This is a genomic window from Pseudomonas asuensis, from assembly GCF_014646755.1.
GTDB classification, from domain to species: domain Bacteria; phylum Pseudomonadota; class Gammaproteobacteria; order Pseudomonadales; family Pseudomonadaceae; genus Chryseomonas; species Chryseomonas asuensis.
The window spans coordinates 18,458-32,751 of sequence record NZ_BMNW01000009.1 but is presented as its reverse complement, the minus strand read 5'-3'; the positions used below and the strand labels follow the sequence as shown (position 1 = coordinate 32,751).

General features: G+C 53.2%; 13 protein-coding genes and 3 tRNA genes. 5 read left to right on the top strand and 11 right to left on the bottom strand.

The window, feature by feature from the left end; all coding sequences use genetic code 11:
* Window positions 1-102: 102 nt before the first annotated feature.
* From clpP to IEX86_RS18280, 5 genes are all read right to left on the bottom strand, one after another.
* Complete coding sequence (gene clpP, locus IEX86_RS18300) at window positions 103-744, bottom strand: ATP-dependent Clp endopeptidase proteolytic subunit ClpP (protein ID WP_188867587.1); 642 nt, start codon at window positions 742-744, stop codon at window positions 103-105.
* 90 nt (window positions 745-834) lie between these two features.
* Window positions 835-2,145: a trigger factor gene (gene tig / locus IEX86_RS18295; protein WP_188867586.1), complete on the bottom strand. Its 1,311-nt coding sequence runs from the start codon at window positions 2,143-2,145 to the stop codon at window positions 835-837.
* A 215-nt stretch (window positions 2,146-2,360) separates the two neighbouring features.
* A tRNA-Leu gene (locus IEX86_RS18290) sits at window positions 2,361-2,445 on the bottom strand.
* A gap of 47 nt (window positions 2,446-2,492) precedes the next feature.
* Window positions 2,493-2,568 (bottom strand) — tRNA-His (locus IEX86_RS18285).
* 30 nt (window positions 2,569-2,598) lie between these two features.
* A tRNA-Arg gene (locus IEX86_RS18280) sits at window positions 2,599-2,675 on the bottom strand.
* 250 nt (window positions 2,676-2,925) lie between these two features.
* Between IEX86_RS18280 and folD the strand changes: the two genes are divergently transcribed.
* Window positions 2,926-3,783, top strand: a complete 858-nt coding sequence (folD, locus tag IEX86_RS18275) for a bifunctional methylenetetrahydrofolate dehydrogenase/methenyltetrahydrofolate cyclohydrolase FolD (protein WP_188867585.1) — start codon at window positions 2,926-2,928, stop codon at window positions 3,781-3,783.
* Between the two features lie 50 nt (window positions 3,784-3,833).
* Here the strand turns inward: folD and cysS are convergent, their stop codons facing one another.
* Window positions 3,834-5,219, bottom strand: a complete 1,386-nt coding sequence (cysS, locus tag IEX86_RS18270) for a cysteine--tRNA ligase (protein ID WP_188867584.1) — start codon at window positions 5,217-5,219, stop codon at window positions 3,834-3,836.
* Window positions 5,219-6,889 carry a glutamine--tRNA ligase/YqeY domain fusion protein gene (locus IEX86_RS18265; RefSeq protein ID WP_188867583.1) on the bottom strand — a complete coding sequence of 557 codons (1,671 nt, stop codon included), beginning with the start codon at window positions 6,887-6,889 and terminating at the stop codon, window positions 5,219-5,221. The genes cysS and IEX86_RS18265 overlap by 1 nt, the downstream gene beginning before the upstream one ends.
* 119 nt (window positions 6,890-7,008) lie before the next feature.
* Between IEX86_RS18265 and IEX86_RS18260 the strand changes: the two genes are divergently transcribed.
* On the top strand, window positions 7,009-7,503 hold the full coding sequence (locus IEX86_RS18260; protein WP_188867582.1) for a peptidylprolyl isomerase: 495 nt from the start codon (window positions 7,009-7,011) through the stop codon (window positions 7,501-7,503).
* Window positions 7,500-8,222 carry a UDP-2,3-diacylglucosamine diphosphatase gene (locus tag IEX86_RS18255; protein WP_188867581.1) on the top strand — a complete coding sequence of 241 codons (723 nt, stop codon included), beginning with the start codon at window positions 7,500-7,502 and terminating at the stop codon, window positions 8,220-8,222. Before IEX86_RS18260 ends, IEX86_RS18255 begins: the two co-directional genes overlap by 4 nt.
* A gap of 24 nt (window positions 8,223-8,246) precedes the next feature.
* Here the strand turns inward: IEX86_RS18255 and IEX86_RS18250 are convergent, their stop codons facing one another.
* Both IEX86_RS18250 and IEX86_RS18245 read right to left on the bottom strand, forming a co-directional pair.
* On the bottom strand, window positions 8,247-8,855 hold the full coding sequence (locus tag IEX86_RS18250) for a MiaE family protein (RefSeq protein ID WP_188867580.1): 609 nt from the start codon (window positions 8,853-8,855) through the stop codon (window positions 8,247-8,249).
* A gap of 119 nt (window positions 8,856-8,974) precedes the next feature.
* Entirely contained in the window at window positions 8,975-9,451 is a 477-nt protein-coding gene (locus IEX86_RS18245) for a DUF1289 domain-containing protein (protein ID WP_188867579.1), read from the bottom strand.
* 398 nt (window positions 9,452-9,849) lie between these two features.
* On the opposite strand from IEX86_RS18245, the gene acnB reads away from it, so the two are divergent.
* Window positions 9,850-12,453, top strand: a complete 2,604-nt coding sequence (gene acnB, locus IEX86_RS18240; protein WP_188867741.1) for a bifunctional aconitate hydratase 2/2-methylisocitrate dehydratase — start codon at window positions 9,850-9,852, stop codon at window positions 12,451-12,453.
* A 58-nt stretch (window positions 12,454-12,511) separates the two neighbouring features.
* On the opposite strand, the gene IEX86_RS18235 is transcribed toward acnB, so the two are convergent.
* Both IEX86_RS18235 and IEX86_RS18230 read right to left on the bottom strand, forming a co-directional pair.
* On the bottom strand, window positions 12,512-13,120 hold the full coding sequence (locus IEX86_RS18235; protein WP_188867578.1) for an START domain-containing protein: 609 nt from the start codon (window positions 13,118-13,120) through the stop codon (window positions 12,512-12,514).
* Window positions 13,121-13,169: 49 nt separating this feature from the next.
* Complete coding sequence (locus IEX86_RS18230; RefSeq protein WP_188867577.1) at window positions 13,170-13,424, bottom strand: YkgJ family cysteine cluster protein; 255 nt, start codon at window positions 13,422-13,424, stop codon at window positions 13,170-13,172.
* Between the two features lie 282 nt (window positions 13,425-13,706).
* On the opposite strand from IEX86_RS18230, the gene IEX86_RS18225 reads away from it, so the two are divergent.
* A complete protein-coding gene (locus IEX86_RS18225; protein ID WP_188867576.1) occupies window positions 13,707-14,246 on the top strand; it encodes a 3'-5' exonuclease in 540 nt (179 codons plus the stop codon).
* The last annotated feature ends 48 nt before the right edge of the window (window positions 14,247-14,294 follow it).

Genomic DNA, 14,294 nt, shown 5'->3' with positions numbered 1-14,294 from the left:
GATCAATCCAATCGGGTTACTTACAGGAACAAGATGAAGGCAAATCCATGCATTTTCAAGCCTGCCACTTAGTAATCATCACTTTATGGCAGGCTTGCCGACTCAAGCGGGAATATTGCGCTTTTCCAACACCTTGTCGATCAGGCCATATTTCACAGCCTCATCACCGCTCATGAAATTATCGCGATCGGTATCACGTGCGATAACATCCATGGGTTGACCCGTATGATGAGCCAACACTTTGTTTAGACGCTCACGGATCGTTAAAATTTCACGTGCGTGAATTTCAATGTCCGATGCCTGCCCCTGGAAACCACCCAAAGGCTGGTGAATCATCATGCGAGAGTGAGGCAGGCAATAGCGTTTGCCGCCAGTACCACCTGCCAACAGCAAAGCGCCCATGCTGCACGCCTGCCCTACGCAAATTGTTGAAACATCAGGCTTGATGAACTGCATGGTGTCATAAATAGACATACCTGCGGTCACCGAACCACCGGGAGAGTTGATATAGAGGTGAATATCCTTGTCAGGATTTTCCGCTTCCAGAAACAGTAGCTGAGCGACTACTAGGTTAGCCATATAGTCCTCGACTTGGCCAACCAGGAAAATCACACGCTCTTTAAGCAGACGCGAGTAAATATCATACGCGCGCTCGCCACGAGCAGATTGTTCGACCACCATAGGCACCAGGCCACCAGCGGCTTGAACTTCGGGCATTGTTTGCATGAACGAATTGCGGGACATGTCCTGCGATCACTCCCTATCAGGATGGTCTTGCCTTAAGACGCATAAGCCAGCACGAGGCTGGCTTATGTGATTCGAGGCGGGTAAAGATCAGGCTGCTTGCGAGGCCTCGGCCGGTTTGACCGCGTCCTCGTATGAAACCTGCTTATCGGTCACTTTAGCCTTTTCAAGAACAGTATCTACGACTTGTTCTTCGAGTACAACTGAACGAACTTCGTTCAATTGCTGTTCGTTTTGGTAGTACCAGGCAACTACCTGCTCAGGCTCCTGATAGGCAGAGGCCATTTCTTCGATCAGGGCACGCACACGCTCATCGTCAGGCTTAAGCTCAAATTGCTTGACCATTTCAGCAATGATCAGGCCTAGAACTACGCGGCGCTTGGCTTGCTCGGTAAACATTTCAGCCGGCAGCTGATCAGGCTTGATGTTACCACCGAACTGCTGAACAGCCTGAACGCGCAGTCGATCGACCTCACTACTGATCAGAGCGGCAGGAACTTCGATCGGGTTAGCCGCAATCAAGCCATCCATAACCTGGTTCTTGACCTTGTTCTTGATTGCCTGACGCAGTTCACGATCCATATTCTTGCGAACTTCAGCACGGAAACCTTCCAGAGTAGATTCCTGTACGCCGAACTGAGCAAAGAACTCCTCGTTCATTTCAGGCAACTGAGGAGCAGAGACCTTGGTGACCGTTACCGTGAACTCAGCAGCTTTGCCTGCCAGATCCAGGTTTTGGTAATCCTCAGGGAAGTTTAGATTAAGAACGCGCTCTTCGCCTGCCTTTGCACCAACAAGACCGTCTTCAAAGCCAGGAATCATGCGACCGGAACCCAGCACTAGCTGCGTACCACTTGCAGAACCGCCCTGGAAAGCCTCACCGTCAATTTTACCGACGAAATCAATGGTGACCTGATCATCATTGGCTGCTTCGCGGTCAACTTCCTCATAGCGGGTGTTTTGCTTGCGCAGGATCTCAAGCATGTTATCCAGATCGCTATCTGCTACATCAGACTGCAGACGCTCAACCTGGATGTCTTCCAGACCCTTCACTTCAAACTCAGGGAATACTTCGAACGTAGCGACGTATTCAAGATCCTTGCCCTTTTCGTAAGCCTTAGGCTCAACAGAAGGCGCACCTGCCGGGTTCAGTTTTTCCTGAACAATGGCCTCATAAAATGTTTCTTGAATCAGATCACCGAAGGCTTCCTGACGAGCAGTAGCTTCGTAGCGCTGACGGATAACACTCATCGGTACCTTACCAGGACGGAAACCAGGCACTTTAACGCGGCGAGCAGTTTGCTGCAGACGCTTGGCGACTTCGGTCTCGATACGCTCGGCCGGCACGCCTACGGTCATTCGGCGCTCGAGAGCGGAGGTGCTTTCAACAGAAACTTGCATGGATAATCCTCATGGCACAGACATAGGCCGGCCGTTCCGGCCCCCAGAAACAGGGCAAGCATTCTAGTAGCAGAGGATACGGAAGTCATCCTGCATAAAGCAGGTATTGGTCACCAAGCATGAAAAAAGCCTGCAACCCCTCTCGCTCATACCTAAACATGCTTGCCATTTCCAATGGCAAAAAAAAAGCCGACATCGCTGTCGGCTTTTCACTATGGTGCGGACGGAGAGACTCGAACTCTCACACCTTGCGGCGCTGGAACCTAAATCCAGTGTGTCTACCAATTCCACCACATCCGCGTAACACTTAAAACGAGTACCAGGCGTTAAGCCTAGCACTCTCAATATGGGGTGGACGATGGGAATCGAACCCACGACACCAGGAGCCACAATCCTGTGCTCTACCAACTGAGCTACGCCCACCATATTGCATTGCTTGCGCCGAACCGCCAATGGCGCGCCCGGCAGGACTCGAACCTGCGACCATCCGCTTAGAAGGCGGATGCTCTATCCAGCTGAGCTACGGGCGCTTTATTGCGCAGCAACCGTTGCTTACGAAACAACTTCCTAAGAAGCTGAGCCGGTTCGCATCGCCTTCCAATCTCGCTTCAGGCTGTGCTCGGCAAGCGGGGCGTATATTACGAATCACTCGACCACCCGTCAACAATTTTTTTAAAAAAATTAAGAAGATAGGTTCACTACCCTCTTACGAAGGCTTCTTCCTTTGGTGTGTACATGCGAAAATAAGCATCCTCTTCCATTAGCAAGACCTATCTGCATATGACTGCTCAACTGATCGACGGCAAAGCGATCGCCGCTTCTCTCCGCCAAGAAATTGCCCAACGCGTTGCCCAACGGCGTCAACTAGGGTTACGCGCCCCTGGCCTGGCAGTCATTCTGGTAGGTGACGATCCAGCCTCTACGGTATATGTCACTCACAAAAGAAAGGACTGCGAGGAAGTAGGCTTCGTATCCAGGGCATACGACCTGCCCAGCACCACAACGCAAGAAGAACTGGAAGCATTAATAGACTCGCTAAATGCAGATACCGCTGTTGACGGTATCCTGCTTCAGCTTCCTCTCCCTGCTCATCTTGATGCATCCAATCTGCTTGAGCGCATCAGTCCTGACAAGGATGTTGATGGCTTCCATCCATTCAACATAGGCCGACTCGCTCAACGCATCCCCCTGCTCCGCCCCTGCACACCCAAGGGCATCATGCGTCTTTTGGAAAGTATTGGAGCAGACCTGTATGGAATGAATGCAGTGGTTGTAGGGGCTTCCAACATTGTTGGCCGACCTATGGCACTGGAGCTACTTCTGGGAGGCTGCACCGTCACGGTTACTCACCGCTTTACCCGGGACCTGGCCGCTCACCTTAGCCAGGCAGATCTAGTCGTTGTGGCAGCCGGCAAGCCTGGTCTTGTAAAAGGCGAATGGATCAAGGAGGGCGCGATTGTCATTGATGTCGGCATTAACCGTCAGGCAGACGGCAAATTGGTTGGCGACGTTGAATACGAGACAGCCCTTGAACGCGCCAGTTGGATCACCCCTGTGCCCGGCGGCGTGGGCCCCATGACACGGGCGTGCCTGTTAGAAAACACCTTGTATGCAGCTGAGCAATTGCACGCGGAGTAAGCACACATAAAAAAGGCCGCTGATGCGGCCTTTTTAAATGCAGATAGAACTCAGTTAGCCAAACGCCACGTCGTCCCACCCTTTCCGTCTTCAAGTACGACACCCATGGCTGTCAGCTCATCACGAATACGATCAGACTCCGCCCAGTTCTTTGCAGCACGCGCGTCAAGACGAGCCTGAATCAGTCGCTCCACAGAAGCCTCATCAATCTTGCCTTCGGCACCTGCGCGCAAATAGTCATCCGGCTCAAGTTGCAGAACTCCTAAGACCTCAGCAAGCTGCTTTAGCCAAGAAGCGAGCCCGGCTGCAGTATGGACATCCTGATCGCGCAGACGATTGACTTCCCGGGCCATTTCGAACAATACCGCACACGCCTCGGGCGTATTGAAGTCATCATCCATTGCCGCTGCAAAGCGCTCCGTATAGACCTCGCCACCTGCGGGCGCGGCCGTGGGGAGTCCTTTCATGGCATGGTAGAAGCGATCCAAAGCCCCGCGAGCCTCACGAAGGCTTTCTTCAGAGTAGTTGATCGGGCTACGGTAATGACTGGAGACCAGCAGATAGCGAACCACCTCAGGATGATATTTTTCCAGCACCTCGCGAATAGTGAAGAAATTGCCTAACGATTTAGACATTTTCTCACCGTCAACTCGCACAGCACCAGCATGCATCCACGAGGCTGCATAAGTCTTTCCGGTAGCCGCTTCGCTCTGGGCAATTTCATTCTCATGGTGCGGGAAGACCAGATCAGGCCCGCCACCATGGATATCAAACGTATCACCCAAGCAGCAGGTAGACATGACCGAGCACTCAATATGCCAGCCCGGACGCCCTGCTCCCCATGGTGATTCCCAGCTAGGCTCACCCGGCTTGGCCGCCTTCCACAACACAAAGTCCAGAGGATCTTCTTTGGACTCATCTACCTCGATACGGGCACCGATGCGAAGATCTTCGATCTTTTTGCGTGACAGCTTCCCGTAACCGACAAATTTTCCTACTCGGTAATACACATCACCGTTTCCAGGCGCATAGGCATACCCCTTGTCTATCAGGGTCTGGATCATGGCAAACATGCCTGGAATATGGTCCGTTGCGCAGGGCTCCACGTCAGGACGCTGAACACCCAGGCGTGTTTCATCCTGGTGCATTGCTTCAATCATGCGCCCAGTCAGATCCTTGAATGTCTCGCCATTTTCCTGAGCACGCCGAATAATCTTGTCATCGATATCCGTAATGTTGCGTACGTATGTCAGGTCATACCCCGACTGGCGCAGCCAGCGAGCGATGACATCAAACGCCACCATGACCCGCGCATGACCGATATGACAGAAGTCATATACCGTCATCCCGCAAACATACATGCGAACGTTATTGCCCTCGAGCGGCTTGAATGCTTCCTTTGACTTGGTCAGCGTGTTGTATATCGCAAGTGGCATTATTGCCCCCAGGAATCGCGTAAGGTAACAGTACGATTGAAGACCGGCGCACCAGGCTTGGAGTCTTTCAGATCAACGCAGAAGTATCCCTCACGCTCGAACTGGAAGCGGTCTTCAGGCTGAGACTGCGCAAGCGACGGCTCAGCACGACATCCCGTCAGCACTTGTAGTGACTCTGGATTGATGTTGTCGAGGAACGTCTGGCCTTCTTCCGCCTTCTCAGGCTGCGGCGAACGGAACAGACGGTCGTACAGGCGGACCTCACACTCAACACTGCCTTCAGCAGGCACCCAGTGAATAACCCCTTTCACCTTACGCCCCTCAGGGTTCTTGCCGAGGGTCTCAGGATCATAAGAGCAGCGCAGCTCGATGATATTGCCCGCTTCGTCTTTGATGACCTCATCGGCGCGGACAACGTAACTGCCCCGTAAACGCACTTCGCCATTGGGCTCGAGACGCTTATAACCCTTAGGGGGATCAATCATGAAATCGTCACGATCGATATAGAGTTCACGCGTGAACGGCAGCGTACGCACCCCCATATCCTCTTTAGGATGGCGCGGCAATTCCAACTGCTCTACCTTACCCTCGGGATAATTAGTGATGACAACCTTAAGCGGTCGCAATACACACATGGCGCGAGGCGCATTTCGATCCAGGTCTTCACGAATACTGAATTCAAGCATGGCAATATCGACTACGCCATTGGAGCGCGCGACGCCCACCATCTCGCAGAAATTGCGAATCGAAGCAGGCGTATAACCACGGCGGCGATAGCCAGACAACGTGGACATGCGTGGGTCATCCCAACCACTTACATGACGCTCATCCACTAGCTGCTTCAGCTTGCGCTTGCTGGTTACGGTGTAGTTGAGGTTCAGACGAGCAAATTCGTACTGCCGTGGCTGTGCCGGTACAGGAAGATTTGCCAGGAACCACTCATACAACGGGCGGTGATCTTCAAACTCGAGCGTACAGATGGAGTGAGTAATCCCCTCGATCGCATCTGACTGACCATGCGTGAAGTCATAGCTCGGATAGATGCACCACTTGTCACCCGTCTGATGGTGGTGAGCGTGGCGGATGCGATACAAAATCGGATCGCGCAGGTTCATATTTGGCGAGGCCATGTCTATTTTAGCACGCAGCGCTCTTTCACCATCCTTGAACTCGCCCGCCTTCATGCGCGTAAAGAGGTCCAGGTTCTCTTCAACGGAGCGATCGCGAAACGGACTATTCTTACCCGGCTCAGTTAGGGTGCCACGGTACTCACGCGCCTGCTCAGGGGTCAGATCATCCACATACGCGTTGCCCGTCTTGATCAGGTGTATCGCCCAGTCATAGAGCTGATCGAAATAATTGGAGGCATAGCGCTCCTCACCGGCCCACTTGAAGCCCAGCCACTCGACATCATTTTTGATGGCATCGATGTACTCCTGGTCTTCCTTGGCTGGGTTCGTATCATCAAAGCGTAGATTGCACTCGCCGCCAAACTCTTGAGCCAGCCCGAAATTCAGGCAAATCGACTTGGCGTGGCCAATGTGAAGATAACCGTTAGGCTCTGGCGGAAAGCGTGTCACAATCTTTGTGTGCTTGCCGGCATCCAGATCAGCCTGGACGATCTGACGAAGAAAATTCGCTGGAGTAGCGGGAGTTTCTGGCTTGCTCATGGGGTCCTTAATACTGTGTTGTTCGGCTTAAGGGTAGGCCGACTAAATCAAAGTCCGTATCATAGCCGAACCCGTCAAGACCCTGACAAACTTCCTATCTGACCACGGACGTGAATTCCATGATCAAACTGCATACAAACCACGGCGTCATCACTCTTGAACTGTTTGAAGACAAGGCTCCTGAAACAGCAGCCAATTTCAAAGAGTACGTAAAGAGCGGTCACTATGACGGCACTATCTTTCACCGCGTAATCAACGGCTTCATGGTCCAGGGCGGCGGTTTCGAGCCCGGCATGAAGCAAAAGTCCACTCGCGCACCGATCAAGAACGAAGCGAATAACGGCGTTTCCAACCGCAATGGCACTGTTGCCATGGCACGCACCATGGATCCGCATTCAGCGTCCGCTCAGTTCTTTATCAACGTGTCCGATAATACCTTCCTGGACCACACCGCCCCTACTACGCAAGGCTGGGGTTATGCTGTGTTTGGTCAGGTTGTTGATGGCATGGATGTCGTCAATGCCATCAAGGGTGTAGCGACTACATCCCGCGCCGGCCATCAGGATGTCCCGGCTGAAGATGTCATTATCGAGCGTGCCGAGATCGTTGAGTGATACTGCTGATCTCTGATCTGCATCTCGAACCTGAACGCCCGGATATTTCCCGGGCGTTTTTGCATTTTCTCGAGACAGAGGCCATTCACGCCGAAGCGCTCTATATTCTAGGCGACTTTTTTGAAGTCTGGATTGGCGATGACGCCATGGACGAATTTCAGCTAGGCATTGCGCAGGCCTTAAAAACCCTATCCCAACGTGGCACACGCATTTTTTTGATGCATGGCAACCGCGACTTCCTGCTTGGCAAGGACTTTTGCCGACTGGCAGGATGTACGCTGCTGGCTGACCCGACCGTCATCGAGACCGAAGGAAAGCGCCTTTTGCTGATGCATGGTGACAGTCTGTGCACACGGGACGAGGCCTACATGCGATTACGCCGCTGGCTTCGCAACCCGATTTCATTGTGGATCTTGCGTCATCTTCCGCTAAAAAAGCGCCGCGAGCTGGCCAGGAAATTACGTAACGAGAGCAAGGTACAGACTCGGCAGAAAGCCATGGACATTGTGGACGTTACACCTGAAGAGGTTGAGGGTGTCATGCGGCGCACCCGCACTCAGACCTTGATTCATGGGCACACTCATCGCCCTGCCACACATGAATTCATGCTTGATGGCAACGCTGCGACGCGAATTGTATTGGGTGACTGGGACCGTTACGGCTGGGTCCTGAAGATTTCCCGTGACCGCGTGGAGCAGGAACGCTTCGAGCTGGCGTGATACGGCTCGAAGCGTAATTTGCGGTTAAGCCGCGCGCGGCACACCGCTATGAAAGCGCATTTCCGTATCCGCCGAGGCAATAAGCTCGGCCTCCAGCGCTCTGATCTCCTGAATCTTGGCGGTTACATCCTGCTCGTCACCATACAGATATGCCAACTTCAGATAATCCTGATAATGGCGCGCTTCCGACTTGAGCAGTCCGCTGTAGAACTTGCTCAATTCTTCATCCAGATGTGGAGCGACTGCAGAAAAGCGTTCGCATGAGCGGCATTCGATAAAGGCTCCTACGACAAGCGAGTCCGTTAGTCGATAGGGCTCATGATTACGGCATAACTTGCGCATAGCCCCGGCATAACGGGCTGACGTAACGTTTTCATGCGCGATGCCCCGCTTTTTCATGATGTGCAGCACCTGCTCGAAATGCCGTAGCTCCTCACGAGCGATCCGAGACATCTTGTTTACCAGATCCAGCTTGTTGCTATAGGTAAACAGGTAGTGAAACGCAGCGCCTGCTGCTTTCTTTTCATTATTGGCATGATCGATCAACAAGGTAGGCAGATCCTGTAGAGCAGCCTCTACCCAGGCCTCCGGCGTTTTGCACGCCAGGAACTCATCCATTTCAGGCAACAACATAACACGAACCCTTTAAACGACAGACGGCTGATTTCAAGTCATCTGTTCCAAGATCAAGAAGAGCACACCCGCATGGGGCGGCTGCATTGGCATATGAAGCCATTATACGGCGTGCAGTATCAGACTCGAACGTCCATTCCCTCAAGCAGGAAGCGTGGCGCTATATAGCGCTCATAATGAGCCTCGGAGAGTATGAAAAACTCCTGATCGATGGCATCACGCAGCTCCATCAATGGGCGCTCTCTAAATTCAGGAAAAAGGTATATGCCGTATGCATCGACCTGTTGGATATGACGAGCGCCACGTGAAATCAGCTGATACGCCCAGCAGTATTCAGACTGCTCTGGAATGAAGCGAATTTTCCTTTGCTGCAACTGCTCTTTCAGGCGCAGGGGGTCAAATACTTCAAGTTTGGCAGAAACCACTTGGGTTAGAAGCACCTCAAGGCGCGCCCAAACAGCTCGCTTTTCGTCATCGCTATAAGCATTCCAGTTCACGATCTCGTGATGGAATCGTTTGCAGCCCCGGCAGACCTGATCGCCAAAGACTGTTGAGCAAAGTCCGACGCAGGGCGTCTTTATGCGCTGGTTGGACATAACCGTTCCGATTAAGCAAAAGACTATTTTAGCCTTTCGTCTAACCAAGGTCAGCGTCGTTTAGTCGCATGTTCAGCTTAACTTTAGAGAAACCTTGGAGTAGAATTCGTACGCCCTAAGGGGCGCCATGTCCGATACGAAGCTGTTTTCAAAGCGTCACGAGCATAATTATCCGGCAGGTTTTTTGATCAGAGTGCAACGTACTCATCACACGTTTGCACCTTGATCCTACGCGCAATACCGCTGGCGTAAAACTTTGAAAACAGCTTCGCACCGGAGCCTGAATGACGTTCGCGTTGGCTCCTGCCTCTTGCCAGCGATTCCTACGCCGCCATTTAAGCTCATGGGATCTCCCAGATTCCGGACGTTATTATTGGACCACTGATGAGGGTCATATTGTGCTTGAAGCCTATCGTAAACACGTAGAAGAGCGTGCCGCGCAGGGTATCGTTGCCCAGCCGCTTAACGCCGAGCAGACCGCGGGTTTGGTCGAACTTTTGAAGAATCCGCCCGCAGGCGAAGAAGAATTCCTCGTTGATCTGATTACCAATCGCGTTCCGCCGGGTGTTGACGAAGCCGCCTACGTCAAGGCTGGCTTCCTTTCCGCACTCGCCAAAGGCGAGGCCAGCTCCCCGCTGATCAGCAAGCAGCGTGCGGTCGAGCTCTTGGGCACCATGCAGGGCGGTTACAACATCGCCACCATGGTCGAACTCCTGGACGATGCCGAACTTGGCACCATTGCCGCTGGGCAGCTCAAGCATACATTGCTGATGTTTGATGCCTTCCATGACGTTGCTGAGAAAGCCAAGGCAGGCAATGCCAATGCCAAGGCCGTGCTGCAATCCTGGGCAGACGGCGAATGGTTCAAAGCTCGCCCGGCCGTTCCGGAAAAAGTCACCCTGACCGTTTTCAAGGTGCCCGGCGAAACCAACACCGACGACCTCTCCCCTGCACCTGACGCCTGGTCGCGTCCTGACATCCCACTGCATGCCCTGGCTATGCTGAAGATGGCTCGCGATGGCATCGTACCGGAGCAGCAAGGCAGTATCGGCCCGCTGAAGCAGATCGAAGAAGTTCGCGCCAAGGGCTTCCCGGTTGCGTACGTAGGTGACGTAGTAGGCACGGGCTCTTCCCGTAAATCCGCTACCAACTCGGTGCTTTGGTTCTTTGGCGACGACATTCCTTACGTCCCCAACAAGCGCGCAGGTGGTTTCTGCTTTGGTAGCAAGATCGCTCCGATCTTCTATAACACCATGGAAGATGCAGGTGCCCTGCCAATCGAGTTCGACGTTTCCGCACTGGAAATGGGCGATGTGATCGATGTCTACCCTTATGCAGGCAAAGTGACCCGTCACGGTAGCGACGATGTAGTTGCCACCTTTGAACTGAAGACACCGGTCCTGTTGGACGAAGTACGCGCTGGCGGCCGTATCCCACTGATCGTAGGTCGCGGCCTGACTGAAAAAGCTCGTACTGAGCTGGGCCTGGGTCATTCAGATCTATTCAAGACGCCCGAGCAGCCCGTTGATACCGGCAAGGGTTATACCCTGGCCCAGAAGATGGTTGGCAAGGCCTGTGGCGTGACTGGCGTTCGTCCAGGCACCTACTGCGAGCCGAAGATGACAACGGTAGGCTCGCAGGACACTACCGGCCCGATGACTCGTGATGAGCTGAAGGATCTCGCCTGCCTAGGCTTCTCCGCTGACCTTGTGATGCAGTCCTTCTGCCACACAGCGGCTTACCCCAAGCCCATTGACGTCAAGACGCACCACACACTGCCGGATTTCATCCGTACCCGTGGTGGCGTATCCCTGCGTCCAGGCGATGGCATCATTCACAGCTGGCTGAATCGCATGTTGCTACCTGACACCGTTGGTACCGGTGGCGATTCGCATACCCGCTTCCCGATTGGTATTTCCTTCCCGGCTGGTTCTGGCCTGGTAGCATTTGCCGCGGCAACCGGTGTTATGCCGCTGGATATGCCGGAGTCGGTCCTGGTACGTTTCAAGGGCAAGATGCAGCCGGGAATCACCCTGCGTGATCTCGTGCATGCCATCCCCTATTATGCGATCCAGAAAGGCTTGCTGACCGTCGAGAAGAAAGGCAAGAAGAATATCTTCTCTGGCCGCATCCTCGAGATCGAAGGCTTGCCGGACCTGACTGTAGAGCAGGCATTCGAGCTGTCTGATGCGTCGGCCGAGCGTTCAGCTGCAGGCTGCACCATCAAGCTGTCGAGGGAATCCATTGCCGAGTACCTCCAGTCCAACATTACCTTGCTGCGCTGGATGATCAGCGAAGGCTACGGCGATGCCCGTACGCTGGAGCGCCGCGCTCAAGCAATGGAAGCCTGGCTGGCCGATCCTCAGCTGATGGAAGCCGATGCTGATGCCGAGTACAGCGAGATCATTGAAATCGATCTAGCTGAAGTGACTGAGCCGATCCTGTGTGCCCCCAATGACCCCGACGATGCGCGTCTGTTGTCTCAAGTGGCTGGCGACAAGATCGATGAAGTGTTCATCGGCTCCTGCATGACCAACATCGGCCACTTCCGTGCGGCAGGCAAGCTGCTTGACAAGGTTAAGGGCGCCATCCCGACTCGCCTGTGGCTGTCTCCGCCTACCAAGATGGACCAGCACCAGCTGACCGAGGAAGGCTACTACGGCATTTACGGCAAAGCCGGTGCGCGCATGGAGATGCCAGGCTGCTCACTGTGCATGGGTAACCAGGCACGTGTTGCGTCTAACTCCACGGTAGTATCGACCTCGACTCGTAACTTCCCGAACCGACTGGGTGATGGTGCCAACGTGTACCTGGCTTCAGCGGAGTTGGCGGCTGTTGCCTCCATCATGGGTAAGCTGCCGACGACGGAAGAGTACATGCAGTACGCCAAGGACATCGACAGCATGGCCTCTGATGTTTATCGCTACCTGAGCTTCGATCAGATTGCTGAGTTCCGCGAAAGCGCAGCCAAGGCTAAGATCGACGCGGTTGAGATCGTCTGATCCAATCGGTAGATTAAAAAACGCCCCGGATAAACCGGGGCGTTTTTATTTGGATGGCTTAACGGCTCTCAGCGGCTTTACGCAGCCCTTGCAACGTATTGAAAGGCGCATCGACGACAAAACTGTTAGCCAGCCAGGAAGGTATACTTCCGCCCGGCTCGCTCTGTGCTTCGTAGGTGACTTCCACCGTTCCTGCAGCCTTTGGCAAGACTTGCCACTTACCTTCGAAACTGCTGACACGCACATAACCGTCTGCAGGGGGCGTATACGTAGGCTCGCCTTTCAAGTAGCGAATAAAGCCTCCAGTACCAGCCTGTTCTGTTTTGATATGGAGTACTACATCACGCGCTGCGACCGGCCAAGGCATTTCAATGCGCATGTAGGTCCAGCTGTCCTGACCTTGGTGCTTGAGCACTTTAAGCTGCTGACAGCGATACAGCCATTTACAGGAGTTGGTAGTGTCCTCCTGAAGCTGCTCAATACGCTCAGGCGTAGCCTTTATAGTGACAACACCACGGTAAGCCTTGTACTTTGATCCCTCTACGCTACGGGTATAAACCTTTACCCCATCCTCATCTTTTGCAAGCTTCCATTCATCAGCAGATACGCTTGTACAAAGCATTGAAACCAATGCCGTTAAAACAGTCGTTTTAAAAAAAGTATGCATTGAACCTTCCTCTTCTTGTTATGAGCATAAGCCTATATGGGCGGGTGGATCAGGCTGCAGTCACGTCTTCCAGATACGCTATCAACATAAGCGCTTCATCACGGCTTTGACCACAGACGAAGGGATCTGCTGTAAAGGCGCCACACACCCGTGGGCGCTCAGGTTTACCAAATAAATCGCATAGATTGACTTCGTTCAGATGCGCACACCGCACACCCGCAGGCTTACCCTCCGGCATCGCAGGCAATGGCGTAGAAATAGAAGGCGCAATGCAACACGCACCACAGCCAGCACGGCATTCCATATGTGTAAACCTAAATAAAGAATATAAAAATCATAAGGCTGATTACCCCAGACGCCAAGCGCTGCTCAAACGTTTGTTCAAACTGCTGACGTATAGCCTCAACCAATATCGACCCAGACAGAAGAGCAGCCACACCCTTTGTCAGAAGGGCCTCAAAATATACATAGCCATACAGTAGCGCCTGAAACTTGCCTATCTTGATACAGGTCTTTGCCTTTGGGGTGCCAAACCGTTACCAGGGTGCCTTGTCCTCTTACCTACAAGAAGCTCTTTGGAGGCGCGATGAAGTACTGGCTGGTCATCGACCTGGAAGCCACGACCGATGAAGGTGGATGGCCTGTCGAAGAAATGGAAATCATCGAGATCGGCGCCGTGTTGATTGATAGTACTGGACAGGAGCTTGATCACTTCCAAAGCTATGTAAGGCCCTTACACCGCCCTCTGCTGACCACCTTTTGCAAATCACTTACGCATATTACCCAGGACAAGGTAGACAGCGCGGCGCCTCTGCATACCGTCTGGCAAAGCTTCGAAACATGGCTAAGCCGTCATGAAGAGCATTTGGCAGGCTGGTGCAGCTGGGGCGATTATGATCGCCGCCAATTACAGCGTGACTGGCGTGAACACAGGATCAGTACGCTTCTGGCTCGCACGCCACATATGAATCTCAAGCAGCGCTTTGCCAAATCCAGGCAATTATCCCGTCCTGTAAGCCTGGGATCAGCCTTGAGCCTTGCAGGATTTTGCTTTCATGGACAACCACATAGAGCATTGGAAGATGCACGTAATACAGCACGGTTACTACCCATAACCGTGCACTAATGGCTTAGTGGCGGCAACTTAAAGCTTTCGGCATACTGGCTTCACGTT